Source organism: Bradyrhizobium sp. UFLA05-109 (assembly GCF_054185165.1).
The window spans coordinates 113,339-135,907 of record NZ_JBBIAR010000005.1; the positions used below are offsets into that span (position 1 = coordinate 113,339).

The following is a 22,569-nucleotide window of genomic DNA, read 5'->3' on the forward strand; positions in this document are numbered from 1 at the left end:
GCATGAGCTTCGCCAACCACCTGCCGACACGGCGTGAACTGCTGATCGGCTCGGGCGCGCTGTTTGCGTGGAGCCAGATGCCGAAGCTCGCGCGCGCCGAAGGGCGCGATCCGCGCCTGCTCGTCATCATCCTGAGGGGCGCGCTCGACGGCCTCGGCGCGGTCGCGCCGGTCGGCGATCCCGACTGGATCTCCTTGCGCGGCGAGCGCGCACTGGTACTCGACGGCAAGACGCCGGCGCTGCCGCTCGATTCCTTCTTCGCGCTCAATCCGGCGATGCCGAATCTGCATCGGCTGTACAAGAGCCAGCAGGCGCTGATCGTGCATGCCACGGCGACGCCCTATCGCGAGCGCTCGCATTTCGACGGCCAGGACGTGCTCGAGAGCGGGATCGCAAAGCCCGGCGCGATCGGCTCCGGCTGGCTCAATCGCGCGCTCGTCGCGCTGGAATCGGGCGGTCGCGTCGATCCACGCGGCAGCCGGGCGCTCGGCGTCGGTGCGGTGACGCCGCTCGTGGTGCGCGGCTCGGCGCCGGTGATGTCATGGGTGCCGCAAAAGCTTCTGTCGGCGAGCGAGGACACGCAGAACCGCCTGCTTGATCTCTATCAGCACACCGATCCGAAGCTTGCCGCCGTGCTCCAGGCGCGGATGAAGCTCGCTTCGCTCGGCGGCACCGCGGGGATGGGCGATCCGATGTCGGAGGATCCGACACTGGTGCCGCCCGGGATTGCGCGCGTGCGCGCCTATTTTGCGGAAGCCGCCGGCACCGCGGCGCGGTATCTCGCAAAACACGACGGCCCGCGCGTTGGTGCCATGGGTTTTGTCGGATGGGATACGCATATCGCCGAGGGCGCTGCCTCGGGTCAGCTCTTCAACCTGCTCGGTGCGCTCGACGGCGCGCTCGCCTCGATCGAAACCAACATGGGCGAGGCCTGGCACGACACCGTCGTCGCCGTCGTCACCGAGTTCGGGCGCACCGCGCGGATCAACGGCACGGAGGGCACGGACCATGGCACCGGCACGGTCGCATTCCTCACCGGCGGTGCATTGAAGGGCGGCCGCGTGATCGCGGACTGGCCGGGATTGAAGCCGGCACAGCTGTTCGACGATCGCGACATGAAGCCGACGACGGATCTGCGCGCCGTGCTGAAGGGGCTGCTGCGCGATCATCTGCGTGTCGAGGACACCGTGCTTGCCAGCACCGTGTTCCCCGACAGCGCCGATGTCACGCCGATGAGTGGACTTGTTGGTAGCGGATGAGGCGAAACGCGCGAGTTGCGGAATCGCGATTGGGGTCGTCATGTGCTTTCTGACCCAGCGAGAGATCGAGTTTCTGGCCGGCCTGCAACGGCGATGGCGCAAGCTCTATTGGCGTGAGCTCGCGCGGCTTCTCACGGAGAGCGCGGCGCGCGAAGCGCATTCCGTTTTCTGGCGAGAGTTCCACGGTTGATGCGCCTGATCGGACTCGCTGTGTCTCGATTCGCGACGCACGCCGAGCTGTGATGGAATCGCAACAGCTCGGCTGAAACTGCATCCAGCCGCAGGCTGGCTTTTTTTCCGACAAGGTTCTGCCTCCATTGACCGACGGAGTAGAGGCCGATCGGAGGGGCTAATCATGTCTCGCTTCGAATGTGCCAGAACCGTTCACCAGAACGGCGCAAGCCAAGGTTCCCCGCGCGGGCAGGCCGCTCGACTTGTCCTCGCTGTTATCGGCGCCGCATCGCTCGCGGCCTGTGCGCAATCCCCGGTGGCGCGGCAGAAAGCCGAATTCGCAACTTCAAGCCGGCAGGCCATGACCGAGCGCCGTCACGAGACCCGCAGGTTCGCAGGCGTCTACGCCCGGCCGCGGCATCATGCGCCAACACGCGCGGTCGAGACCCGGACGGCCTCGCAGGGTGTCGCAAGCTTCTACTCGGATGACCAGGAGACCGCGAGCGGGGAGAAGTTCGACAAGCACGAACTCACCGCCGCCCATCCGACGCTGCCGTTCGGCACGCGACTGCGCGTGACCAACGTCTCTACCGGCCGCTCGGTGACCGTTCGCGTCAATGATCGCGGACCCTATGTCCGCGGGCGCGTCGTCGACGTCTCCTATTCGGCCGCCGAGGCGCTCGGGATGGTCAACAAGGGCGTGGCCAACGTGAAGCTCGACGTGGTGCAGTAACCGCGTCGCGGGAGTCCAGCTCTAAGCCGTCGCACCCGCATACCGCGCTTAACGGGCTGTTAGTCTCCGCCGAAGCAAGATGGCGGGCTAGACGATTTCGACGGTTCGGGAGGGTGCGTGAACACGATCCAGTATCTTGAGGACCAGGCTGCGCGTGCCGAGCGGCTGGCGAAACGGATCACGGATACGCTCACCGTCGAAAAGCTGTTGTCGTTCGCAGGCGATCGTCGCCGCGAGATCGAGGTGATGGCCGGCAGGCGCCGGCAGGCCTGATCACTCCGAACACCGTAAGCGATCTAGCGTGCCGCAATCCGCGCGCGAAGTGCCGCGGGCAGGCCGGGCGGGGTACAGGCGCTCGCGCAGATATTGCTCTCGACGAAATCCCGGAGATGGTCGGGCAGGTCGGTGCCATCGATGTCGCAGCGGGACTGGATTTCGAGGGCGACGTCGGCCGAGATGTCCTTGACCCAGTGCTCGAGCGTATTGAACGAAATCACCCGCACGGGATCGCTGAAGCAGCCGGCGATGAACTCGCCGATGGCCTGGTCGAGATCGGTGCGCTCGATGCGGATTTCCCTGGCACCGCTGATCCGGTCGATCACGACGAATAGCGTTTGATCTGCGCCATAGGGTACATCGAGGGATAACGGGACGGCTTCGAGCATCGTGGGCACTCACGCCTTGGTTCTCATCACCAACGGGAAAGTGCAGAAGAATGTTCCTCGCGATGTCATTCGTCGTCGCGCGGCGTCAGAGAAACTCCCGCAACCGGGACAGCTCGGCGATGTGCTCGGGCGAGAGAGTCGCCGTCACCAGCGGCGGTTGTGGCGATGTTTGGATCTCATAGAGGTGCCGGGTTGCCAGCGGCTTGTCCATGAAGGCCGTGATGCATCGGTCCAGCGTGTCTTCGAGCACAAGATAGGTCTCCCGGTCCTCGCGCCGCTGGTTTCCGAGCGAGGGCCATTTGCGCAAGCGCGCAGTTGCGCCGAAGTTCACCTTGGACTCGGAAGACATCTGCCCCTGCTGTGCGCTTACGCAAAAAGAACCCCGGCACGCATGGTTGCGTGCCGGGGCCCACACCTATCGCTGCATCTCAATGCCACGCGCTCTCAACGCCCGCGGCCAGGATTCGTTCCCTGTCGACGAAACCATTTTGACGCATCCTGCTGACCGGTCGAGGGCCACAGATCACGTCACCAAAGCCGCGATACGGCCATTAGCTCGCGGCGGCCGCGATCTTATGCGCGGGCGGCGCGTGACCGCGGCTCGCGTCATCGTCGCGCCGTGCCGCCGGCGGGAGGCCCGCAAAGCGGCGCAAGGCGTCCGCCATCTGCACCCGTCCACTGACGCCAGTGATCACCACGTCGACCATGGTGAAGGATGAATGGAAATGGCCACGCGCCTTCAACTGCTCGACCGGAACGCCCGCGGCTGCGAGCGCGTCCGCATAGGCGATGCCTTCGTCGCGCAAAGGATCGAACTCGCAGGTCACCACGAATGCCGGCGGCAGGCCGGAGACCTCGCCGCGCAGCGGCGAGACGCGCGGATCGGTGCGCTCGGCGGGCGAGCAGTAGATGTCCCAGAACCAGTGCATCAGCGAACGCGTTAGGAAGTAGCCGACCGCATTCTCCTCATAGGACGGACGGTCGAACGTGCAGTCGGTGACCGGGCACACCAGAAGCTGGCCGGAGATCTGCGGGCCTCCACGATCGCGCGCGAGCTGGCAGGTGACGGCGGCGATATTGCCGCCGGCACTCCAGCCTGCGACCAGAACCGGGCCAGGCGTGCCGCCGAGCTCGGCCGCATGCGCGGCGACCCAGCGCGTCGCCGCATAGCCGTCCTCGGCTGCCGCCGGGAAACGGTGCTCCGGCGCATGCCGATAACCGACGCTGACGAAGATCATATCTGTTCGCCGGCACATGTCGCGGCAGAACGGATCGTCGGACTGCTCGTCGCCGAGCACCCAGCCGCCACCGTGGAAATAGACCACGATCTGGTGTGGTCCCGGCGTCGCCGGCCGATAAAGGCGATAGGGCAGCGGAACGTCAGCGCCTTCCAGCGTGCCATCGAGGACCTCGGCGACAGGCCGGCCTGCGGGGCGGGCCTTGTTGAACTCGTTGACGAAGGCGCGTGCACCCAGTGCGCCCATCGATTCGATCGGCGGCAGGTTGAGCTGCGTCAGCATGCCGAGCACGATGCGAACGTCCGGCTGCAGGCGCACGATCTCGCCGTCATTGCATTGCGCGGCGACATTCGGGCCGGCGAGGCCGAAGCCGAGCATGCCGCGAGCAACGATCTCGTCGCAGATGCTGCGATAGGGGCCGACGCCGCCGTTATAGGGCATCAGGCCCTGCACCTTGCCGGGAACGTTGGCGCCCGTGTACCAGGTGTTGGCGAGCCGATGCAGCGTCAGCATCGAGCAGTCGGCCATGTGCTGACCCCAGCCGGCCTGCGCCCTCTCGGTCGCCTCGATGGTGGTGAAGCCGGCGTCGCGAAGCGCGGCCAGGCGCTCGACCACCCAATCGACATGCTGCTCGATCGATACCGCCATGTTCGACAGCACCGACGGGCTGCCCGGTCCCGTAATCATGAAGAAGTTAGGGAAGCCGGCGACCGTCAGGCCAAGATAGGTCTGCGGCCCGTCCGCCCAGACGTCGGACAGCGATTTGCCGCCGCGGCCGGTGATCGGATGCACGGCCCGGATCGCGCCGGTCATGGCATCGAAGCCAGTCGCGAACACGATGACATCCTCCTCGAAGCTGCGCTTGTCGGTGGTGATGCTGTCGGCGGTGATCGCCTTGATCGGTTCCTGTCGCAGATTCACAAGCGTTACGTTCGGTCGGTTGTAGGTCGCATAATAGTTGGTATCGAGGCAGGGCCGCTTGGCGCCGAACGGATGGTCGTGCGGCATCAGGGCTACGGCGGTTTCGGGATCCTTCACGACGTTGCGGATCTTTTCGCGGATGAAGTCGCCGATCAGCGTATTGCCCTCGACGTCGACACCCTGGTCGGCCCAGAGTTGCGTGAGGATGTAAACGAGATCGCCCTTGCCCCATGCTTCCTCGAACCGCGCGCGTCGCTCGGCATCGCTGAGCTGCCAGCTCACCGACGTCTGTTGCGGATAAGGCACGCCCGTCATCGACCAGCGCGCCTGCTCGCGATAGGCGGTACGGTCGCCTTGCAGCAAGCCGAGGCGGTCTGCCGGTGTAGGACCGTTGTGGGCGGGCAGCGCAAAGCCCGGCGTGCGCTGGAATATGGTGAGCTGTGCTGCCTGCTCGGCGACCAGCGGAATCAACTGGATGCCTGAGGAGCCCGTGCCGACCACGGCGACGCGCTTGCCTGAGAGATCGACGCCGTCATGCGGCCAGCGCCCGGTGAAATAGATTTCGCCCTTGAAATCCTTGACGCCGTTGATTTCAGGCGGCTTTGGCGCGGAGAGACAGCCCGTCGCCATGATGTAGTGGCGGCAGGAGACGGCCGGGCCGTTGCTGGTCGTGAGCTGCCAACGCCCAGTTGCCTCGTTCCACCGCGCTTCAATGACCTTGGTCTTGAAGCGGATGTCGCGCCGCAGGTCGTAACGATCGGCGACGAAACCGAGATAGCGCAGGATTTCGGGCTGGGTTGCGTATTTCTCCGACCAGGTCCAGGCGGTCTCGAGGTCCGGATCGAACGTGTAGCTGTAGTCGATGGTCTGAATGTCGCAACGTGCGCCGGGATAGCGATTCCAGTACCAGGTGCCACCGACATCGTCGGCCTCTTCCAGCGCGACGCTCGTCAAGCCCGCCTTGCGCAGCCGGTAAAGAAGATAGAGACCGGCAAAGCCTGCGCCGACCACGGCGACGTCCACGTGTTGGGCTTTCCCGGTGTCCTCCGAAGCACGTGCTGCAACCATTGCCTCAGCCATGCGATTATCCTCCCGAGCATTTTGCTTTGTCGACAGGCTATCGCCGCAGCGGTGGTTTGTCATCAACGCAAATTCAATCTTGGGTAGCGAGCGGCGCGATGCGCTGCAGCAACGGCGGTGAGCGCTTGATTTTTCGAGGCAATCACGCTGTTGTTCCGAGTATGCTGAGTTCCGTGCCGAGACTCTGACCAACAAACGCCATGAAGAAGCTGAGCGAGCGAACCAAGGCGAACATGGACGTGGTGCTGGAGGAAACCTGCCGTCAATTGCCGCATGGCGGCGACCACGACAGCCGCAGGTTCATTGCCGAGCGCTTGATCAAGGCGGCAGAAGCCGGGCATTCGACACTCGGAGAACTCGGTATCGTCGCGCGCCGCGCGCTCGCGGAGCTGACCGGCAAGGATAGCCAAGGATAGCGAAGGATAGTGCCAGCCGTAGACGAAACAGCCGGACCTGAGCGCCAGGTCCGGCTGCGGCAGTCTTGCGAGTGCGAAAGTCCCGAACGTTGTGGCGCCAGACCGCGCCTCAGGTCTTGCTTGCGTTGCGAGCGACGAGCTCGACCACACGGGCGCGCAGGACCCCATGCTCGGCGAGCAACTGCGCTGCAGGGCTTCGCGTCTCCGGAAATATACCGATCAGCATATTCGCGCCGGTCACCGCGGCGCGTCCCAGCTCATGCGCATGGATTTCCGCGCGCTGTTCTGCGCGTTCGAATGCGGCGGTGGGTTTGGCCTCCGCGCCATCCTGGGCGACGATGTTGTTGAGCCCGCGATCGACATAGGCCTTGAGGCTCGCTCTCATGGCGTCGAGGTCTGCGTTGCAGGCCTGCATCACGGCGCAGGCATCGGCATCGTCGAGCAGTGCGAGCAGGAGATGCTCCAGCGTGGCGTATTGATGGTGCCTTTCCGTGGCACTGCCGAGCGCGCGGAGCTTCGTTGCCTGGAGCGCCGGCGACAATGGGCGTCCAAAGTCCATAAACGCATCGACTTGCTTCAGCCGCGCCACAGGATCGATCGTTGCCAGCAGGCTCTGCTTGTCGCCCATCGGCAATCGCAGCCGCGTTGCAATGATGTCAGCGACGCGGCCGGGATCGCGGGTCTGTTCGAGCAGTGGCCAAACCCCGGGAATGCGGATGTCACGGGCCGCCGCGTAGCGTTCGAAGCGCTTGACCGCGCGAAGGATCAGTTCGGGCGCATCGGGGATCGGCCCCTCGCCGAGGGCGGCAACCTCCGCCTCGAATGCGCCGCTGCCGGTGACGAAGCGGTGGATCAGGACGCGGCGGTTGACCTGCGTCAGCACCTTCAGCGTCCCGTCAGGGAGCGATTCAAGCTCGAGCAGCTGGGCGAGAACGCCGATGGCATGGACATCCCCGTCTCCAGGCTCGTCGGTGCCCGACTCCTTCTGGATCGCCAGCACCACCTCGCGCTGTCGCTCGAACGCGTGGTCGAGCGCCTGCATGGTCTTTGGGCGCCCGACGAACAGGGGATAGGTCGCGGTCGGGAAGGGGACGAGGTCGCGCAGTGGAACGGCGGGGTAGCTTGCGATTCCGGTTTGCAGTCCAGTTGCCTGCCCCCCTGCGCGCGGCGTCGTGCCGTCGCGTCGATCGGCCTGGAGCAGCGCCGACATCGTGTTCCAATCGGCGACGCCGAACATCCTGGAGACCAGCTCCAGGCTCTCGCTGTGACTTATGCTGACGGCCTTGATCTGGAGGGAGTCGCGCAGGGTCTGCGCCATAGCCTTGGCATCGCGAAAATCGCGCATCAATGTCGTCCTTTGCAATGAGCGAACCAGGCGTGTCAGGTGGTTGCGTTGCTGACCCGGTCGCTCGGGCAAAGGGAGGCCGAAATGGGCTTCGATACGTTCACCGTCCCCTAGAGGGTGCAACCGGCAGGTCGTATCAACCGGACGAAAAAGTGACCCAAAGCGCGCTCGCTGTCAATCGCACCGACGCCTGGGTGAGACTTGCGAGGCTTGCCTCACCGCGTCAGGCGGACGTAAAAGCATTGGACGCACTTTCTGTGCATTGAGATTTCGCCGATGCGGTCCTTGCTGGCGCTCGCTACGGCTTCGATGGTCTCTTCGGTGGTCCTGGGACAGGTCGGCTTGGCCGCGGCCCAGCAGGCCGGGCAATACCCGTTTGCCTTGACGCATGAAGGCCAGATGCTCGGCGCTGTCGAAGGCGAGGTAGCTTCTTTCAAGGGACTGGCGTACGCGGCCGCGCCAGTCGGGCTACTCCGGTGGCGCGCGCCAGAGGCGCTTGCCGAGAGCTCGGAGATGCGAACCGCCTACGATTTTGGTCCGGCGTGCCTGCAGCCTGCGATGCCCCATGCGAGCGAGGATTGTCTGACGCTGAACGTCTTTCGGCCCTTCGGCGTCGATGGCCCGCTGCCGGTGATGGTTTTCTTCCATGATGGCGGCTTCGTCACGGGCACGGCGAACGATCCCTTGTTCGATGGCGCGAAGCTTGCGCAGGCCGGCATCATCGTCGTGACGGTGAATTATCGTCTCGGCGTGTTCGGCTGGCTTGCGCATCCCTCGCTCGCCGTGAATGCGCCCGACGGCGCAAGCGCCAATTACGGCATGATGGACCAGATCGCGGCGCTGCGTTGGGTTCATGACAATGCCGCCGCGTTCGGCGGCGATCCCAACAACGTCACGTTGTTCGGTTCGGGCTCCGGCGCGACCTCGATTGCCCTTCTGATGCTTTGCCGAGAGGCACGCGAGTTGTTTCATAAGGCGATCTTGCAGTCGCTGCCTGCGCGCCAAGGCATAGCACCGCTGCAAGAGGCTGAGGCCGTTGGGCAACGTGTGTTCTCCCTGGTCGCGCGCGACAGGAGTACGTCTGATCCGCGTGCGTCGGATACGAGAATGCTGCTCGCGGCCGAAACCCTGCTGTTCGCCAAATCTGCGCGCAGCTTCGGCCCGGTGCTGGACGGACGGCTCGTGACGGAAGATATCGCGAGCGGCTTCGGTGCTGCGCATGAAAGCCGCATCCCGATGATCATCGGCTCGAACGAGGACGAGACGAGTTTTGTCGGTGAGCCCGATCTGAAGGAGGAGCTCCGCCTCGCCGGTGAATCCGCCGATCGATTGAAGGCGCTCTATCCCGGTCTTTCCGGCAAACCCGGGGAGCTTGCCGCCCGGCTTTATACGGACCGGGTCTTCACCGAGCCCGCGCGGTTCCTCGCGCGTCTGCACGCGGCGACTGGCGCGCCGACCTACCGCTATCGCTTCGCCTATTCGGGCGAAGCCCAGCGTGCGAACGGCGATGGCGGTCACGGTGCGGAATTGCAGTTCGTTTTCGGCGCCCAGGGCGTGCCAGGCGCGAGCCCCTTTACGCGCGCCGACCGCGAGCTCGCGGGTCAGTTGCGCGGCTACTGGACCAATTTCGCCAGGACGGGTGATCCCAACGGGCCGGGCCTGCCGCGTTGGAACGCAAGCTCGGAAGGCGAGCGCTTGCTGCAGATCTCCAATGACGGAATAGCAAGCCGAGACGATCCGCTGTCGGGCCCCCTCGACCATCTCGAACGGCGGAGCCCGAAGGGGTGAGCGAAGAGACTACGCTGCGAGCTCGACGCGGGGCGCCGCCGTCAGCCGCTCTTCCTCGATGAAGTCCATCGCACCGTCCTTCTCGACGGCGTAGCACTGCCGGCCTTCTCTCGACACGTAGGCGGCACGGACGACCCCGCGGCGACCCTTCTCACTGTTGACGACGTCCCCCAGCGCAAACTTTGCCATCCTGCTTCCCGCAAAAACCAACTGGCCGATTGCCTCGACCGGCTGCGGATTTTGGAAGGCAAATCGTTAACGGCTTGCTAACCATGCGCGTTTCCCTATGCTCGCCGCCGAAAAGCGCGTAGGGCTACGCCTCGCGCTTGTTGCAAGAGAGATGAGCCGAGGCGATGACGCGATTTCCGACCTTCTTCCTGTCGCATGGCGGTGGACCCTGGCCATTCATGGACGACAGGCGGGTGCAATATGCCAAGACCGCGCAGGAGTTCGGCCGGCTACCCCAGCGATTGCCGTCACGGCCGAAGGCGGTGCTCGTCATCACCGGTCATTGGGAGACGGACCAGTTCACGGTCTCGACCTCGGCACATCCGCCGATGGTCTACGACTACTACGGTTTCCCCGAGCATACCTATCACCTCAAATACCCCGCGCCGGGCGAACCGGCGCTGGCCGCGCGGGTGAAGGAGCTTCTGGGTCATGCCGGCGTCGATTGCCGCGAGGACGCCAATCAGGGCTTTGATCACGGCACCTTCGTGCCGCTCGGCCTGATGTATCCGAATGCCGATATGCCGATCGTGCTGTTGTCGCTGAAATCGAGCTACGATCCGGCCGAGCATATCAGGGTAGGCCAGTCGCTGGCGGCGCTCCGCGACGAGGGCGTTCTGATCATCGGCAGCGGTCTCACCTATCACAACATGCGCGGCTTCGGACGCGCGGAATCGAAGTCCGTGTCGTATGAGTTCGAGGCCTATCTGAACGAGGCGATCGGCCAGCCGGACGCCGCGCGGCGCAACGCCATGCTGATCGAGTGGCAGAACGCGCCGGGCGCGCGCCTCGCCCATCCGCGCGAGGACCATCTGCTGCCGCTGATGGTCGCGGCCGGTGCGGCCGATGGCGATGCGGGGCACCGTCTGTTCGTCGATGAGGTCGCAAACGTCGCGATGGCGTCGTACGAGTTCGGTAGCTGAATATCCGCATTGCGGGGCATAACCTCCGACGACCTTTCGCTCGAAAAGGTCACGGACCGCATAATTCTGCATTCCAAGTAAGCAGCGCCTCCGCTTGAGTACCTCTTAATGGTGGACGCGAGATCTACCGTTTGTTCGCGACGATCGGCATCATGCAGGCACCGAACGTCGCGAGGTAAGACAATGACCACCGATCACCTCTTGCAGTCGCCACCGATCCGTCACGGCAACCGCAAACCCGGCATCATTGGAGCCGCAGTTCTTTTGCTCGCGCCAATTGCCGCTGCCATCGTTCTCGGGGGAGAAACGCGCATCTCCGACGGCTTCGAACCGTTCGAGAAATCAGCGAATGAGCGTGTGTCGCAAGCCTTCGAGGACCTTAATGACCTGGCGCCGATCTCCGAAGACCTGAAGACTGCGCTGGCGTCGCTGAGCCAGAGCCTCCAGGGCGAGCAGAAGCCCCCGGTTCAGGCCGAGGGGCAGTGATCCCATCGCTTGCCTTGGAATGTTCGAGAGCAGCAGCGTTTATCCGGCAGGGACCACCAGGCCGTCCTCATCCGTATTTCAGTTTCATGACCAGGATGCCGCCGGCGAGCACCATGGTGATCGCGTTGGCGGCGACCAGCGGCGCATCGCCCGAGAGCAGGCCGTAGATCAGCCAGAGTGCAAGCCCCAGCATCATCGCGAGGAACATGCCGAGCGAGATGTCTTCGGTGGAGCGGGTCTTCCAGACCTTGATGAATTGCGGGGTGTAGGCGAGGGTCGTGCAGGTTGCCGCAGCGAACCCGAGCAGCTTAACGATGAGCGGTTCCATGGTGGCCGCCCTATAGCACGGATTCGTTGATGGAAATGCGTCTGTTGCCCCATCATTACCGGCGGGCTGCTATGAGCGTGCGATAGAGTGCCGCATAGTCGCCCGCCCGGCTACGCCAGGAGACGTCGGTCGTCATGCCGCTCAGTTGCAGCCTGCGCCAGGTCAAATGGTCATGGAAGGCGACGTTCGCCTTGCGCAGCGCGGCGGCGAGCCCCTCCACCGTCACCGGGGCGAACTTGAATCCGGTCGCGTCGTGGCCGCTGCTATCGGCCTCGCCGATGTCCACCACCGTATCCGCAAGCCCGCCAACGCGCGAGACCACCGGCACGGCACCATAGCGGAGGGCGCAAAGCTGGGTGAGGCCGCATGGCTCGAAACGCGACGGCACGACGAGCGCATCGGAGCCCGCCTGGATGAGGTGGGCAAGGATCTCGTCATAGCCGATCACGACGGCGATGCGGCCGGGATGGGCACGTGCAGCGGCCTGATAGCGCTCCTGGAGGTCCGCATCGCCGCTGCCGAGCAGTGCGAGCTGCATGCCTTCGCCAAGTATCGTCGGAATGGCATCTAGCAGGAGATCGAGGCCCTTCTGCCACGACAGCCGGCTGATCACGCCGAGCAGAAGCGCATCCGCCGAGGGCGCGAGATTGAACTGCTTCTGCAGCGCTGCCTTATTGGCGGCCCGGAATTGCAGCTCCTTCGCGCCAAAGCGATAGGCGATGTGGGGGTCGGTCTCGGGATTCCAGACGCCGATATCGATGCCGTTGAGGATTCCGCTGAGCACGCCGGAGCGTTCGCGCAAGAGGCCACCGAGCCCCATGCCGCCCTCGTCGCCCTGAATCTCCCGTGCGTAGGTGGGCGACACCGTGGTGATGCGGTCGGCGAATTGCAGGCCGGCCTTCAGGAAGCTGATCCCGCCAAAATATTCGACGCCTTGGAGGCCGAAGGACTCCGGCGGCAGGCCGAACGAAGCAAGCATCTCATAGGCGAACTTGCCTTGATAGGCCATGTTGTGAATGGTCATCACGGTCCCGGGACGGGGACCGCCGGCATAGTGCAGATAGGCTGGCAGCAATCCCGCCTGCCAGTCGTGTGCATGCACGACATCGGGCACGAACGAAGGGACGAGGCCGAGGCCGATATCGGCGGCGACGCGCGACAGCGCCGCAAAGCGCACGCCATTGTCGGGCCAGTCGGTACCCTCCGCGGTGACATAAGGGTTGCCCGGCCGCTCGTAGAGATGTGGCGCGTCGAGCACGAAGAGGTCGAGCTCGTCCTGCGTGCCCGCGAGCAGGCGCGCGGGCCCACCGAAATAGTCCGGCCAGCGCCGGATTTCCTTCGCCTGCGGCAAGGCCCGCATGACGGCCGGATAGCCCGGCAGCAGCGTCCGCATCTCGACGTCATGGGCTTTCAATGCGGCCGGCAGCGCGCCGGCGACATCGGCAAGACCGCCGGTCTTGATGATCGGATAGATTTCCGATGCGACCGCGAGAACGCGCATCAACGCCATGCACTCAGCCTGTCGATCATCGGCTGGGTGATGAGCGAGATGCCCTGCTCGGTGGTGCGAAACCGCGCGCCATCGGCTTCCGGATCCTCACCAACGACGAGTCCTTCGGGAATCTCGACGCCACGGTCGATCACGACGTTGCGCAGCTGCGCGCCGCGGCCGACATTCACGTAAGGCATGATCACGGCGTTCTCGACATTGGCATAGGAATTGATCCGCACGCCCGTGAACAGCAGCGACCGCCGCAGCGAGGCGCCGGAGATGATGCATCCGCCTGATACCAGCGAGCTCACTGCCTGTCCGCGCCGGCTCTCCTCGTCGTGCACGAATTTGGCGGGAGGTGTGATCTCCGCATACGACCAGATCGGCCATGAGCGGTCGAACAGATCGAGCTCCGGCACAACGTCGGTGAGATCGATGTTGGCGGCCCAGTAGGCGTCGACGGTGCCGACGTCGCGCCAATAGGAGCGCGTGTCGTCGCCGGAGCGGACGCATGAGCTCGAGAACTGGTGCGCCACCGTGCGGCCGTTCTTGACGATGTAGGGAATGATGTCCTTGCCGAAATCGTGGCTCGAGTTGAGGTCGGCGGCGTCGCGCTTCAGCTCGTCGTATAGAAATTTGGCGTCGAAGACGTAGATGCCCATGCTGGCAAGCGACATGTCGGGCTTGCCGGGCATCGGCGGCGGGTCTTTCGGCTTCTCGAGGAAGGACTGGATGATGCCGTTCTCGTCGATATGCATGATGCCGAAGCCGGAGGATTCAGTGCGCGGCATCTCGAGGCAGCCGACGGTGACGTCGGCGCGGCTCTCGACGTGCTGCCGCAGCATCACCTCGTAATCCATCTTGTAGATGTGATCGCCGGCGAGCACCACGATGAAGCGGGCGCCGTGCGACTCGATGATGTCGATGTTCTGGTGGACGGCATCGGCCGTGCCGACATACCACATCGTCTCCGAGACGCGCTGGCTCGCTGGCAGGATATCAAAACTCTCGTTGCGCTCGGGCCGGAAGAAGTTCCAGCCCATCTGGAGATGCCGGATCAGGCTGTGGGCCTTGTACTGGGTGGCCACCGCGATGCGCCGGATGCCGGAATTCACGGCGTTCGACAGCGCGAAGTCGATGATGCGGGATTTGCCGCCGAAATAGACCGCCGGCTTGGCACGCCGGTCGGTCAGCTCGAGAAGACGACTTCCTCGTCCGCCGGCGAGAACGAAGGCCAGGGCCTGGCGCGCGAGTGGCTCATTTCCAACACGATTCATTCTGTCCTCCCGGGGGCCCCGTTTTTATCGCCCCGAAACTTCCCGCGCGGGAAGCCGGCGGCGCTTGCATCGAAGCAGAATTCTAGCGGCACGGATAACAATTCGGAAAGTGCCCTGTTGGTTGCCATACGTCGTGGCCGCCCCCGCGGCCCGGCTTTTTTTGATTGCCGAGCCTTCCAGACCGCCCCGAAAGGGTGGTAGGCTGAAGTCTATTTCAGATCGCTTTCATATTTTTTGGATTTATCCGATGCCCTGCGCCAACGAAATGTTCGGCCTGCTGCGGCTGCTTTCAGTCGGGCTGGCTTACCTGACCGGCACTCCGGATCATCCCGTACAGCAACGCGATCTCGCCGAGGCCTGGCAGGTCCTCTCGCCCTGCGCGGAGACCTCCTCCTTCGACGGGGCGTGGGCCCTGTCACTGACGGAAAACGGCACCGCCATCGCCAAAAGCGATCGCCACGCGCAGTTGCTGCAAGGCCGCTGGGAGCTCGTCGATGCGGGGACGCACACCTATCGCATCGACGTGCTCGCCTTCGGCAATGATTTCGTCGTGGTCCCGACGGCAGCCGGCTGCCTGCTTGGCTCGGGCACGTTCAGAAATGTCGATCTGCGCCAGAGCTGGTTTACGCATGGCGGCCGCGAGGCGCGCGATCTCATGGCATCGGCGGCCGATCCGGGCATGAGGACGAAGTAGCCGCTTCGGCTGTCGCTTGCGGGTGCTCGTCCTGCGGCATTTCAGCGCCCGCGGCGGCGCGGGGTCGATCCGCGCCGGCTTTCTCAGGTTTGAGGCGGTCGCGATCGACGACGGGCCGGGATGCTTGTGCGGTGCACGCAAGCGGACGCTTTGATTCAGCGCAAAGATGCCAGATCATGCGGCGTGCGACCCTTTTGCCAAACGAAACGTCAGACAGGGAGCAAGGTGATGAGTATCTGGAAAACGGCAATAGCCTGTTCGCTCGCCGGTGCCGTCATGGCGGGCCAGGCGCAACAGGCCGCGGCGGCGCCAATGCCGACCAATGTGGCGACGATCAAGGCCATGGTCTCCAACGACGTCACGCAGGTGTACTGGCGCGGCGGATGGGGATGGCGCGGCGGCGGATTCGGCTGGGGCGTCGGAGCGCTCGCGGCCGGGGCCATCATCGGGGGCGCCATCGCGAGCAGCGCGCCTTACGGCTACTATGGTGATCCGTATTACGGTGGCCCCTATGGCTACGGCGGTGGCTACGCGCCAGCCTATTACGGCTACGCGCCCGGCTACGCCTATTCGCCCTATTATGCCCGCCCGTATCGACCGTATTACGGTTACGGCTCTGGCTACTACCGGCCATACCGCCCCTACTATGGCGGCGGCTATTGGTGATCGCGCGAGTCGCGCGAGGGTAGCCCTGACAGGTCGGCCGACCGAGACTCCGCGCTCGCGCTGTCGCGCGCGAGCGCGGGTAATGGGCGCGCTATCCGGCGCTGGTCACGGCAGAAGCGCGATGATCGCAAAGCCGGCGTCGATGACGATTGGCTCCGACGACGAGAAATAGACGGCGGCAAGCACGCAGGCGATCGCGTAGACGAATACGAACCAGCCTTCGCAATCACGGGTTGAAAAAATACCTCTGCGGTATGGAAGTGGCATGGTCAACTCCCTGCCAAAATTTGGGCATCGACTGCCCTGATTGAAAAAGACAGCGTGATGAAATGCTTCCTGGTGATGTTCACGACATCGCCAGGCGCGACGCTAACGCCGAGAAACGGCAGGAGTCCTTACGCCGTCCTTACATTTGACTGAGCTTTCTCTTAAGCTCGGAAATCATCCGGAGGTCGCGGCCGTGCGGAGAGACGAGCTCGCCTTTGGTCAGTTTCGGCTCGATCGCGCCAATGCGCTGCTGTGGCGCGGACCGGAGCGTGTCGTGCTGGCGCCGAAACCCTTCGAGGTCCTCTGCTGCCTGATCGGTCGTCCGGGCGAGCTCGTCACGAAAGAAGAGCTGCTCGACGCAGTCTGGTCGGATCTGCATGTCAGCGAGTCGAGTCTCGCGGTTGCCATGAATGCGCTGCGTGCGGCGCTCGGTGACGACAGGCAGTCGCCCAGCTACATCGAGACGGTCACGCGACGCGGCTATCGCTTCATCGCACCCGTTACCACCACACCATCGTCGGCCGCCGAACGGTTGGAGGAGCCGTCCGAGGACGTCGCGGACCGCAGGCGGCAATGGCGTGTTGGACGCACGACGGCGCTCGAGACACTCGACACCGCGTTGCAGAAGGTCCGCGCCGGTCAGCGTCAGGTCGTATTCATCACCGGCGAAGCCGGAATAGGCAAGACGACGCTTGTTCAGATGGCTCTCGATCGGATGGCAGGCGAGAGACCCGGTGTGCTGCATTGCGGTTGCAACGAATTGTTCGGCACCCACGAGGCTTTCCTGCCGCTGATTGAAGCCCTCAACGAACGATGCCGCGGCGAGGGAGACGCCGCAATGCTCGCCGCCATTCGCGAGCACGCGCCGACGTGGCTCGCCCAGATGCCGGGTTTCCTTGGTGAAGGCGATCGCGTCGCCTTCCAGCAGGAGGTTTTTGGCGCGACGCGGGAACGCATGCTGCGTGAGTTCGCCGATCTTCTGGAGAGCATCGCCGCGAAGCGGCCCTGGATCATCATCCTGGAAGACCTGCACTGGAGTGATCTTGCTACCGTGGATGTTCTGTCGCGCCTCGCGCGGCGGGACCGGAAGGCGGCGATCCTCGTTCTCGCCACCTATCGGCCGATGGAAGTCGCCGTCGGCGGACATCCGGTCAAGGCCGTCCACCAGGATCTCCAGATCCACGGACGTGCGACCGAGCTCGCGCTCGATCGGCTGACGGACGGCGACGTCGAGCGCTACCTCGCCCTGCGCTTCAACTCGGCCGAACTCGCCGGCGAACTGGTCGAGCGCATCTTCGCGCGGACCGAGGGGCAGCCCTTGTTCGTGACGTCGCTCCTCGATCATCTCGTTGCCCAGCGCGTGCTCGTCGAGGATAACGGCAGGTGGCGGCTGGAGCGTGAGGAGGCGGCCTCGCACGACAGCATGCCGCGCGATTTGCAGGGCATGATCGCGCGGCAGATCGATCATCTCACGGCTGAGGAGCGCAGCCTGCTCGAGGTCGCGAGCGCGGCGGGGGCCGAGTTCTCGGCGCTGCACATCGCGGACGCGCTCGATCGAAACGTGCTGGACGTGGAGCAGATGTGCGAGGAGCTCGCGCGTGCGGGCCGCATCATCCTCGTAGCCGGTTCGACCGAATGGCCGAGCGGAGAGGTCTCCGGCCGCTACGCGTTCCAGCACGCGCTGTACCAGGAGATGCTGTACCAGCGGCTGGCGCCGGCCCGCCGCGTGAATACCCACGTGCGGCTCGGTGTCAGTCTCGAGCGCGGGTATGGATCACAAGCCGGGGAGGTCGCCTCGGTGCTCGCGCGTCACTTCGAGCTCGGGCGCGATTTTCCGAAGGCAATGCGCTATCTCGCCACGGCGGCCGAGGGCTCGGCGCGGCGCTTCAGCACGCGCGAGGCTGCGAACTACCTTACGCGTGCCCTGGATCTCGTGCCGCATCTGCCGACAAACGTGCAGGTGCCGACGCGCCTGAAGCTGCTGTTGCAGCGCGCCTGGGCCTGGCGAGCCGGTGGCGACTTCCTGAACTCGCTGCAGGATCTCGGCGCGATCCTCGCCCATGCAGCCGAGAACGGCCTCGTTCGGGAGGAGGTGAACGCGCTGGTCGATCTCAGCAGGTTCTGCCTCTATGTCGATAGGCGACGATGCCTGCCCTTCGCCGAGCAGGCACTGGCGAAGAGCCGGGCGATCGATGACGCTGCATTCGCTGCCCTGGTTAGGGGCAACGTCGCCAATCTGAAGCTGATGCTTCGCGGCTGGAGCAGCGAGGACGCCGAGTTCTCGGAGCAGGCGTCGGCACTGATCTCGGAAGCGCAAGACCTCAGCATGCGCTTGCGTCGCTGCTCCATGGAAATGGTGCTCGAGTTCCTGAGGTCGAACTATCCGGCCTGCATTGATGCGACGAGCAGGGGCAAGCAGCTCGCCCGCGTGCTCGGCGACGTCTACCTCTTCGTGCTCTATGAGTCCGTCGAAGCGTTCGCGTCCCTCTACGTGGGCGAATGGGGGGCGCTGCAGCAGAGCGTTCGCTCGGCGCTCGCCATCGCGGAGCGGAACGCGAATCCGCAGGCGCGCGCCCTATGCCAGCTCACGATCGGGTGGCTTCATGCCGCGGCGGGGGACCATGAGACTGCGGCGAGACAGGCGCAGGAAGTCATCGCCCCGATGCTCGAGGCAAACCCGTTCACTTTCTTCCTCGGCAGGAATTTGCTGGTGCGCGCCCAGCTCGGGATGCGCAACCTCACTCTGGCGCGACAGCATCTTGATGCCGTCGAGCGGCGGATGGAGGTGGACGGTGTGCCGATCGAGTCGCTGGTCATGCCGCAGTATTTGCTGAACTGCTGCGAGTACTGGATCGAGGCCGGCGACCTCGACCAGGCAAAGGCGGCCGCGAGCCGGTTCCACGAGGTGACGAGCGCGGCACCGGATCGGCCGTTCCTCGCGCTGTGTCAGGAGGTGATGGCGCGAATTGCGCTACTGGGCGGCGATGTGGAGAGCGCCAGGCGGCACCTGTCCGAGGCCGTTTCGACCGTTCACCGTGCTGGGCTACCCTACGCGGCGTGGCGGGTCTACGCCTCGCTCGCCGAGTTTTACGCCAGCCGTGGAGAGGCACGGAAGGCAGCGAACTGGAGACGGCACTCTAATACGGTTGTGAAGTCGCTGGAGAGTTCGCTCGCGCCTGACGACCCGCTGCGCTCGCTGCCATTCTTCGCCCGCACCGAGATTGCCGGTGCAGCGGACAGTTGCATCTGCCGGCCTGACATCAATCGGGAAACTCGCTGATATCTTGCGGTTCTCTGGGCGGCGGGATCGGTCCGTTCTGCTTGTGCCGTCGCTCGCGCGACGCGCGATAGGCATCCCTGCGCAGCCGCATGATCGAGCCGAGCGGCTGATGATCGGCCAGGCAACGCCAGGGATCGAACGACAGGACGTCATTGGCGTAGTCGCGGCGTGTGGAGGTATTGGCGGCCTGTAAGGGAAGGGTGATCTTGCCCAGTGGCTGCGGCACTGCGACATCCTCTGGCCAGTCGATCGAGGAATCCTCGACCGGCGTGCGTTTCAGGTCGGTGCAGAGCTGGGCTCGCAGCTCATATTCCGCAAAGTTTTCCCGAAAGAACTCCGTGACCGAGTCCCGCACGATTTCGTCGCCGTCATGGCTGGGCTGACCCGTGAGCCTGCGCACGGCATCCGAGACCGGCACCGCCCGGATCCTCGCGATATAGTCGCCGAAGCGAAGCGTGCCCTCGGTGTGAAAGGTTTCGCCGAGGATGTTGTTGCCGGGGTCGCCAAGCGCCTTCGCAAGCAATGGTATAGGGGCGCCAGTCGCGTTCGAAACCGTGATGGCGATGCGCGAGAAGAAACCCACGATCCTGAATCCGACGTCCGGGGTATTCAGATTGCGCTCGACGTTGCGCTGGGCTGCCAGATAAGCCTTGGCATCGGCCATGTAGCTCGGGTGATTGACGAGAAGGAAATCCTGGTTGGTCGAAGTGTCATCCGCCAGCGCCTTGTCGCCGGACACACCCAGGACCTTGATCGCCATGCCGCGGGGCGCGCGAACGCGATCGCTCTTGAGGCCGAAAGCGGTGGAGAGCCGGACGATAATCGGATGACGGGCAGGCTTTGCGAACAGGCCCTGGCGCAGATGCGCCGGCAGATTGTCGTAGACGGTCAGCTCGCCGCGCAGGAAGCCGACGCCTTTGGCATGTTGCTGGCGAATGCCGTGGTGGAATCGCTTGAAGGTGGCGTCGCTGGTCCGCTCGATCGAGGCGACGATGTCCCGGACGGCGTCGGCCTCTTCGGGACTTGGCTGTTCGACAGAGGGGTCGTAGCGAACATATTGATCGGCTGCCATGGCGCTGATCTCCAGCCCGCGGATCACCTGGGCCTTGCGAACGGTGGCGGCCGCTGGGCGAATTCCATTGTAAGCGCGTGCCTGCCGCGCGAGCAACCGGAACACGAATTCCGGTTGCTCTGACGCCCCCTTCCGTCGCGGCTTTCAGTCGCGGCTATTGCGCGACGCGCTGCGAGGCGACCAGGTTCTCCTGGCGAACTTCGCTGCGGCGTTCAGGTGTCGTGCAGACCTTGTCGCCGTAAAACGCCTCGCGCCAGACATACCCCGACTGGCATATGTCGCTGCCGGGTTGATGCCGGCTGGAGGCCCTTGCGTTCTCGCTTGCGACGACGCTCCTGGACTCCGGCGTGACGCAGACGAGGTCGCTCGGAACGGCGACCCGCCACACATAGCCGGAGGCGCATTCCATCGCCGCCATGGCTGGGCTGGCCGAGGAAACGCAGATCGTCAGGAACGCACAGAGGGCGGCGATCCGATAGCTATTCCGGACAGTGTTGTTGTCCGAACGCGAGGGAGAAGGTGTGCGTGATGAAATGGTCATGATCAAAATCCTCCTGAAATAAGGCGCCACGCGGTCTCCCGATTGATGCGGGGGGCGTGGACGTCACCAGAGGCGATGCTAGGGCGGAGGCTCCCTTGAGTCCTTAAGCACGCCTTATCTTCCTCTCATCTTTCTCTTAAGCGCGGCGGGCCTCACAACGACAACCAGACCATCGCCGCCATGCAGGCGAGGTGCACCAGCACGATCGCCGCAAGGTGAAGCGGCCCGGCCTTGAGGGGCGGACCGCTCATCTTTGGGCTCCTCAGTTCGATCCTGCCGCGGCCGCCGTGAAGCTGCGGTCGACAGCCTGGCTGACGTCGAGCTTCTTCGGCAGGATGCCGTAGCGCGTGGCGCGATGGGAGGCCTCCTGCACTTCCTTCACCACGTTCTCGTCAATCACGATCGGGCTGGTGCGCTGCGCGGAGTAGGCGCTGAGCAGAACGTCTTCCGGCAGCTTGGTCAGCTCGGCGGTGTCCTTCGCATACTCACTGATGTGATCGAGCGACCACAGCCGCGCCTTGTTCAAGCGCTGCAGGAAATCCTGCACGGCGGCGCGCTTGCTCGCGATGGCGCTGTCGGAGGCAACGATGAAGGTGATGGTCGGCGTCAGGCCCTCGCCGTCGGCAATCACGCGAGCCTTGTCCTTCAGTGTCGCGAACGAGACATACGGCTCCCATACCGCCCATGCATCGACCGAGCCTGCGACGAGCGCGATCTTGGCGTCGACCGGGCCGAGCGGCGCAAAGGTCGCGTCGTCGAGCTTGATCTGCGCCTTCTCGAGTGTCGCGTCGATCAGGAACTGGCCCCAGCCGCCGCGGGTGCCGGCGAGGCGCTTGCCCTTGAGGTCGGCGGCCGACCTGATCGGCGAATCCTGCCGCACGAGGATCGCTTGCGTCTTCGCGTCCGACTTGGTGCCGCCGATCGCCTTGATCGGCGCGCCCGCGGCATAGACCGACAGGAAGGAGAGATCGCCGGTGTAGCCGACGTCGAGCGCGCCGGCGTTGAGCGCCTCCAGGATGGGCGCCGCCGCCGGAAATTCGGACCATTCGATCTTGTAGGGTAGATCCTTGGCGTAACCGGAGATATCGAGCAGCGAACGGTTGCCGCCTTTCTGATCGCCGACGCGCAGCACGACCGTGTCGGCAGCGAACGATGCGGCGGCCGTCGATAGGGTCATGGCGGCCGCGACCAGCGACGCCGCAAGCCTGCGCGTGAGGGAGTGATCGTGCGAGTCGGAATTGATGCTCATATGATGCTTCTTGTTTCTTCCTGGCTCACTTGGCGTGAGCGATGATGCATTGGGCTGGTCAAGTTTATGAGCCGAGAGGCCGCAGTCAATGAAACGGCCAACCGAATTGCGCGCGCTTGCCAGAAGGACGTTTCATTGAACGGATGCTTGCGAGAAGGCGATGTGCGCGTCGGCAGATATGCGTGAAGATTGTGCAAGAGATGGCATCGTCATCAGGTGCGTGACGACGAGCAGATCGCGCCGAACTCGAAGAAATCGTTTCGTCGTTGATGCGCGCACCGGTGGAGAGAATGACTGCGCTGCTCGCAACATTCGAAATTCCATTTCATTGACGATGCCGTCAACGCGCCGCATCATTTGCGCAGCGCAGTGAAGAGGTGAGGGATCGCCTCGAGAAATTTTTTCTCCTAACGCGGCTCCGCACGGGACGAGCGCAACGCGACGCGTTGC

General features: G+C 64.4%; 23 protein-coding genes. 10 read left to right on the plus strand and 13 right to left on the minus strand.

Features of this window, described 5'->3' with window-relative positions; all coding sequences use genetic code 11:
• The first annotated feature begins 2 nt into the window (after positions 1–2).
• The 3 genes from Q3C01_RS04940 to Q3C01_RS04950 all read left to right on the plus strand — a co-directional run bounded on the left by Q3C01_RS04940 (position 3) and on the right by Q3C01_RS04950 (position 2,436).
• Positions 3–1,259 (plus strand): DUF1501 domain-containing protein, encoded by a 1,257-nt coding sequence (locus tag Q3C01_RS04940; RefSeq protein WP_458144207.1) that lies wholly within the window; start codon positions 3–5, stop codon positions 1,257–1,259.
• Positions 1,260–1,614: 355 nt separating this feature from the next.
• Positions 1,615–2,163 carry a septal ring lytic transglycosylase RlpA family protein gene (locus tag Q3C01_RS04945; protein WP_458144208.1) on the plus strand — a complete coding sequence of 183 codons (549 nt, stop codon included), beginning with the start codon at positions 1,615–1,617 and terminating at the stop codon, positions 2,161–2,163.
• A 117-nt stretch (positions 2,164–2,280) separates the two neighbouring features.
• The gene (locus Q3C01_RS04950) at positions 2,281–2,436 is read left to right on the plus strand and encodes a hypothetical protein (protein WP_458144209.1); all 156 of its coding nucleotides are present in this window, start codon (positions 2,281–2,283) and stop codon (positions 2,434–2,436) included.
• A 23-nt stretch (positions 2,437–2,459) separates the two neighbouring features.
• Here Q3C01_RS04950 and Q3C01_RS04955 read toward each other — a convergent pair whose 3' ends face one another.
• The 3 genes from Q3C01_RS04955 to Q3C01_RS04965 all read right to left on the minus strand — a co-directional run bounded on the left by Q3C01_RS04955 (position 2,460) and on the right by Q3C01_RS04965 (position 6,067).
• Positions 2,460–2,828 carry a hypothetical protein gene (locus Q3C01_RS04955; RefSeq protein ID WP_458144210.1) on the minus strand — a complete coding sequence of 123 codons (369 nt, stop codon included), beginning with the start codon at positions 2,826–2,828 and terminating at the stop codon, positions 2,460–2,462.
• Between the two features lie 85 nt (positions 2,829–2,913).
• Entirely contained in the window at positions 2,914–3,177 is a 264-nt protein-coding gene (locus Q3C01_RS04960) for a hypothetical protein (RefSeq protein ID WP_458144211.1), read from the minus strand.
• A 202-nt stretch (positions 3,178–3,379) separates the two neighbouring features.
• Positions 3,380–6,067 carry a flavin-containing monooxygenase gene (locus tag Q3C01_RS04965; protein WP_458144212.1) on the minus strand — a complete coding sequence of 896 codons (2,688 nt, stop codon included), beginning with the start codon at positions 6,065–6,067 and terminating at the stop codon, positions 3,380–3,382.
• A 200-nt stretch (positions 6,068–6,267) separates the two neighbouring features.
• Between Q3C01_RS04965 and Q3C01_RS04970 the strand changes: the two genes are divergently transcribed.
• Positions 6,268–6,483: a hypothetical protein gene (locus Q3C01_RS04970; RefSeq protein WP_458144213.1), complete on the plus strand. Its 216-nt coding sequence runs from the start codon at positions 6,268–6,270 to the stop codon at positions 6,481–6,483.
• 109 nt (positions 6,484–6,592) lie between these two features.
• On the opposite strand, the gene Q3C01_RS04975 is transcribed toward Q3C01_RS04970, so the two are convergent.
• A complete protein-coding gene (locus tag Q3C01_RS04975) occupies positions 6,593–7,828 on the minus strand; it encodes an LON peptidase substrate-binding domain-containing protein (protein WP_458144214.1) in 1,236 nt (411 codons plus the stop codon).
• 276 nt (positions 7,829–8,104) lie between these two features.
• On the opposite strand from Q3C01_RS04975, the gene Q3C01_RS04980 reads away from it, so the two are divergent.
• Positions 8,105–9,616: a carboxylesterase/lipase family protein gene (locus tag Q3C01_RS04980; protein ID WP_458144215.1), complete on the plus strand. Its 1,512-nt coding sequence runs from the start codon at positions 8,105–8,107 to the stop codon at positions 9,614–9,616.
• A gap of 9 nt (positions 9,617–9,625) precedes the next feature.
• Here the strand turns inward: Q3C01_RS04980 and Q3C01_RS04985 are convergent, their stop codons facing one another.
• Entirely contained in the window at positions 9,626–9,805 is a 180-nt protein-coding gene (locus tag Q3C01_RS04985; RefSeq protein ID WP_458144216.1) for a hypothetical protein, read from the minus strand.
• Between the two features lie 164 nt (positions 9,806–9,969).
• Between Q3C01_RS04985 and Q3C01_RS04990 the strand changes: the two genes are divergently transcribed.
• Together Q3C01_RS04990 and Q3C01_RS04995 are read left to right on the plus strand one after the other, a co-directional pair.
• A complete protein-coding gene (locus Q3C01_RS04990) occupies positions 9,970–10,767 on the plus strand; it encodes a DODA-type extradiol aromatic ring-opening family dioxygenase (protein ID WP_458144217.1) in 798 nt (265 codons plus the stop codon).
• Positions 10,768–10,950: 183 nt separating this feature from the next.
• Positions 10,951–11,253: a hypothetical protein gene (locus tag Q3C01_RS04995; protein ID WP_458144218.1), complete on the plus strand. Its 303-nt coding sequence runs from the start codon at positions 10,951–10,953 to the stop codon at positions 11,251–11,253.
• Positions 11,254–11,320: 67 nt separating this feature from the next.
• Here the strand turns inward: Q3C01_RS04995 and Q3C01_RS05000 are convergent, their stop codons facing one another.
• The 3 genes from Q3C01_RS05000 to glgC are packed head-to-tail and all read right to left on the minus strand — an operon-like array spanning position 11,321 to position 14,350.
• Positions 11,321–11,581: a SemiSWEET transporter gene (locus tag Q3C01_RS05000; protein ID WP_458144219.1), complete on the minus strand. Its 261-nt coding sequence runs from the start codon at positions 11,579–11,581 to the stop codon at positions 11,321–11,323.
• 55 nt (positions 11,582–11,636) lie between these two features.
• On the minus strand, positions 11,637–13,091 hold the full coding sequence (gene glgA / locus Q3C01_RS05005) for a glycogen synthase GlgA (RefSeq protein ID WP_458144220.1): 1,455 nt from the start codon (positions 13,089–13,091) through the stop codon (positions 11,637–11,639).
• Positions 13,082–14,350 (minus strand): glucose-1-phosphate adenylyltransferase, encoded by a 1,269-nt coding sequence (gene glgC / locus Q3C01_RS05010; protein WP_458144221.1) that lies wholly within the window; start codon positions 14,348–14,350, stop codon positions 13,082–13,084. Before glgC ends, glgA begins: the two co-directional genes overlap by 10 nt.
• A gap of 265 nt (positions 14,351–14,615) precedes the next feature.
• On the opposite strand from glgC, the gene Q3C01_RS05015 reads away from it, so the two are divergent.
• Together Q3C01_RS05015 and Q3C01_RS05020 are read left to right on the plus strand one after the other, a co-directional pair.
• On the plus strand, positions 14,616–15,044 hold the full coding sequence (locus tag Q3C01_RS05015; protein WP_458144222.1) for a hypothetical protein: 429 nt from the start codon (positions 14,616–14,618) through the stop codon (positions 15,042–15,044).
• Positions 15,045–15,272: 228 nt separating this feature from the next.
• Positions 15,273–15,710 carry a hypothetical protein gene (locus tag Q3C01_RS05020; protein WP_458144223.1) on the plus strand — a complete coding sequence of 146 codons (438 nt, stop codon included), beginning with the start codon at positions 15,273–15,275 and terminating at the stop codon, positions 15,708–15,710.
• 105 nt (positions 15,711–15,815) lie between these two features.
• On the opposite strand, the gene Q3C01_RS05025 is transcribed toward Q3C01_RS05020, so the two are convergent.
• Positions 15,816–15,977, minus strand: coding sequence for a hypothetical protein (locus tag Q3C01_RS05025; RefSeq protein ID WP_458144224.1), 162 nt, complete (start codon positions 15,975–15,977; stop codon positions 15,816–15,818).
• Between the two features lie 193 nt (positions 15,978–16,170).
• Here Q3C01_RS05025 and Q3C01_RS05030 point away from each other — a divergent pair, with 193 nt between their 5' ends.
• A complete protein-coding gene (locus Q3C01_RS05030) occupies positions 16,171–19,257 on the plus strand; it encodes an ATP-binding protein (protein ID WP_458144225.1) in 3,087 nt (1,028 codons plus the stop codon).
• Here Q3C01_RS05030 and Q3C01_RS05035 read toward each other — a convergent pair.
• From Q3C01_RS05035 to Q3C01_RS05050, 4 genes are all read right to left on the minus strand, one after another.
• The gene (locus Q3C01_RS05035; protein WP_458144226.1) at positions 19,238–20,329 is read right to left on the minus strand and encodes a catalase family protein; all 1,092 of its coding nucleotides are present in this window, start codon (positions 20,327–20,329) and stop codon (positions 19,238–19,240) included. The genes Q3C01_RS05030 and Q3C01_RS05035 overlap by 20 nt on opposite strands.
• Positions 20,330–20,483: 154 nt before the next feature.
• A complete protein-coding gene (locus tag Q3C01_RS05040) occupies positions 20,484–20,870 on the minus strand; it encodes a hypothetical protein (RefSeq protein ID WP_458144227.1) in 387 nt (128 codons plus the stop codon).
• Positions 20,871–21,132: 262 nt separating this feature from the next.
• Positions 21,133–22,119 (minus strand): ABC transporter substrate-binding protein, encoded by a 987-nt coding sequence (locus tag Q3C01_RS05045; protein WP_458144228.1) that lies wholly within the window; start codon positions 22,117–22,119, stop codon positions 21,133–21,135.
• 132 nt (positions 22,120–22,251) lie between these two features.
• The gene (locus Q3C01_RS05050) at positions 22,252–22,476 is read right to left on the minus strand and encodes a hypothetical protein (RefSeq protein WP_458144229.1); all 225 of its coding nucleotides are present in this window, start codon (positions 22,474–22,476) and stop codon (positions 22,252–22,254) included.
• Positions 22,477–22,569: the final 93 nt, after the last annotated feature.